Genomic DNA, 3,063 nt, shown 5'->3' with positions numbered 1-3,063 from the left:
CCAGTAATCTTTTTGCTGCCAAAGATCTTCATCGCTTTTGTATTTAATGTTTTTATTAAAAAAATCGTTAACAAGGTGAATTTTTTTCCATTCGCTTTCATCAGTCGAGTCATCAATAAAGTTAAGCCAATCTTTAATTCGTTTATGACCTTCGTTGCCATACTGTTGCTGTGCACGGGTAATAATATCGCTATTACGCAAATACAAAAGCATATCTTGTGCGCATACAAAAAACGAGACAATAAATAAAATGCAAAGCCCTAAGCGCACAAATGTTCCTTAAGTTGGTAATCCCTAATAAACGACATTAATCAGTATAGTATTATTACTTTTAAAAAGGTAGATCATCATAAAGAATGAGATGCCCCAATATGACTCAACCCGACCAGTTTGGTGCAACATAAAGTTAACAAAAAAACAACCTAAAAGGATGTTTTATTTATTGAGTCAAATAGTATGGCGTGTATAATAATCCTAACACAAGGTATGTGAAGCACGTTATATGGAAGTAAACTTTAGTTTCTTCTTTATATATTTACAAAATAATAATGAAAGGAATTAAAGTGAAAGTTTTAAAAGCCGTATTACCTGTAGCTGGCCTTGGAACACGTATGTTACCAGCCACAAAAGCCATTCCAAAAGAAATGCTGCCTCTGGTAGACAAACCACTTATTCAATACGTAGTTAATGAAGCCGTACAAGCAGGTATTAAAGAAATAATACTTGTTACTCACGCTTCAAAAAACTCAATCGAAAACCATTTTGATACTAGCTTTGAGCTAGAAGCCACACTAGAAGCACGTGTAAAGCGTAGCCTGCTAGAAGAAGTGCGCTCAATAGTACCAAAAGATGTAACCGTAATTTCGGTTCGTCAATCTGCTCCACTTGGTTTAGGCCATGCTGTTTTAGCGGCGCGCCCAATAGTAGGCAACAACCCATTTGCAGTAATGTTACCTGACGTAATTATTGATAAATATAAATCAAACCCAAAAACCGATAATTTAAGCCAAATGATCGACCGTTTCGACCAAACAGGCCACAACCAAGTAATGGTAGAGCCAGTACCAAAAGAGCAAGTACACCAATATGGTGTGGTTGACCTAGCGGGTATAAAAATTAACGCGGGCGAAAACGCAACAATTAAAAACATGGTAGAAAAACCAGATACCGATGAAGCGCCAAGCAACCTTGCTATTACAGGCCGTTATGTTGTATCGCCTACTATTTGGGATTTACTAGAGTACACCCCACCAGGTGCAGGCGGCGAAATACAACTTACCGATGCTTTACTCCAATTGCGCCACTTAGAAACACTCGAAGCATACCACTTAAAAGGCCAGTCGCACGATTGTGGTTCTAAATTAGGCTATATGCTTGCCAACGTAGAATATGCAATGCAATCAAGCCATATGGGTGAAGAGTTTACCAAAGCAGTTAAAAAACTAGTTTCGTAACTTGTTTTTATAAATCACAACCAAATTTAATTTGTATTTAACGGTAATATTTAAAAGCCAAAATAGCAGTGCCTGAAATTAAATAAAGTAAATTTAAAGGATTCTTACAAATGAAATATCTTGTAACTGGTGCCGCAGGTTTTATCGGTAACTTTGTGGCTGAACGCTTATGTAACGATGGCCACGAAGTAGTAGGTCTAGATAACCTAAACGATTATTACGATCCGGCATTAAAACATGCAAGGCTTGAGCGTATTAAACACCTTACGCAATTTCGTTTTGTAAAAATGGATTTAGCAGACAGAGACGGCATAGCAAATTTATTTAAAGATGAAAAGTTTGACCGCGTTATCCACTTAGCAGCACAAGCTGGTGTGCGTTACTCAATAGAGAATCCAATGGCCTACATTGACTCTAATTTAGTGGGCACTGCTACTATTTTAGAAGGGTGTCGCCACAATAAAGTACAGCATTTAGTATATGCATCATCAAGCTCTGTTTATGGTATGAACGAAAAAATGCCATTTTCGACTGACGATGCAGTAGACCATCCGGTATCGCTATATGCGGCAACTAAAAAATCAAATGAGTTGATGGCGCATAGCTATAGCCACCTATACGACCTGCCAACAACAGGGCTGCGCTTTTTTACAGTGTATGGCCCTTGGGGTCGCCCAGATATGGCCCCTTACTTATTTACTGATGCAATATTAAATAACCGAGAAATTAAAGTATTTAATAACGGAAAAATGAAACGCGATTTTACCTACATAGACGACATTGTAGAGGGCATTATTCGCATTCAAGACGTAGTTCCAAGCAGAGACCAGTCAAATAGCAATACCTCGCCAGAGTCAAGTAAAGCACCATACCGTGTATTTAATATTGGTAATAACGAACCAATCGCATTAATGACCTTTATAGAGTCAATTGAAAAAGCGGCAGGTAAAATAGCCGACAAAAATTACATGCCAATGCAAGCAGGCGACGTACCAGCAACATTTGCAGATATAGATAGCTTACAAAAAGAAGTTGGCTTTAAACCTAATACAAACATTGAGTATGGTATGCAACAGTTTGTTGATTGGTATAAGGCTTATAATGACATGGACAATAGATAAATAATGCCATTTGAAAAAACCAATGAAATAGTTTCCATTATCACTCCGGTATATAACGGAATGAACTTCATAGAAAAGTGCTTTGAGTGTATAAAAAATCAAACATATACAAACATCGAATGGGTCGTTATAAACGATGGTTCACAAGATAGCACTTTGTTGCAGTTGTATAAATTAAAAAGAAAAAACATCGACCTACGTATAATTGATCAAAAAAATTCTGGAGCCGCTGAGGCAAGGCGTGTAGGAGCACTTCAAGCTAAAGGTGACTATATAGTCTATTTAGATATAGATGACTCTATATCTGCAGATGCTATAAAACTAGCTATGAATAAGTTTACATCCCAAACTAACGTAGTTTTATTTAATCAAATTAAGGTGGGCGATCAAAAGTCAGCTCCCTTTGATATGTTTACTCAACAATGGCCTCAATCTGGTGAAAATGTTTTTAAAGCATGTATCGATGGATGGGGAGCTCACAGTTTTGG

Annotated in this window: 3 protein-coding genes and 1 pseudogene; 3 read left to right on the top strand and 1 reads right to left on the bottom strand. The window is 37.3% G+C overall.

The features are described from left to right. Window positions 1–270 (bottom strand): annotated as a pseudogene (locus H5072_RS15590) (hypothetical protein); the annotation flags it as partial. 293 nt (window positions 271–563) lie between these two features. On the opposite strand from H5072_RS15590, the gene galU reads away from it, so the two are divergent. The 3 genes from galU to H5072_RS15575 all read left to right on the top strand — a co-directional run. Further along, complete coding sequence (gene galU, locus H5072_RS15585; RefSeq protein WP_182694037.1) at window positions 564–1,454, top strand: UTP--glucose-1-phosphate uridylyltransferase GalU; 891 nt, start codon at window positions 564–566, stop codon at window positions 1,452–1,454. Between the two features lie 110 nt (window positions 1,455–1,564). Beyond that, entirely contained in the window at window positions 1,565–2,575 is a 1,011-nt protein-coding gene (locus H5072_RS15580) for an NAD-dependent epimerase (RefSeq protein WP_182694036.1), read from the top strand. Between the two features lie 3 nt (window positions 2,576–2,578). Further along, window positions 2,579–3,063, top strand: a 485-nt coding sequence (locus H5072_RS15575) for a glycosyltransferase family A protein (protein ID WP_182694035.1), incomplete at its 3' end; no start/stop codon positions are given.

The sequence above is a fragment of the Pseudoalteromonas sp. SR45-5 genome, from assembly GCF_014163565.1.
Taxonomy (GTDB): Bacteria; Pseudomonadota; Gammaproteobacteria; order Enterobacterales; family Alteromonadaceae; genus Pseudoalteromonas; species Pseudoalteromonas distincta.
The sequence above is the reverse complement of the archived record's forward strand: the minus strand, read 5'-3'. Positions and strand labels throughout refer to the sequence as shown.

Excerpts from the sequence above, each read along its gene's own strand:
- H5072_RS15580 (WP_182694036.1), top strand. The coding sequence starts at position 1,565 with ATGAAATATCTTGTAACTGGTGCCGCAGGTTTTATCGGTAACTTTGTG.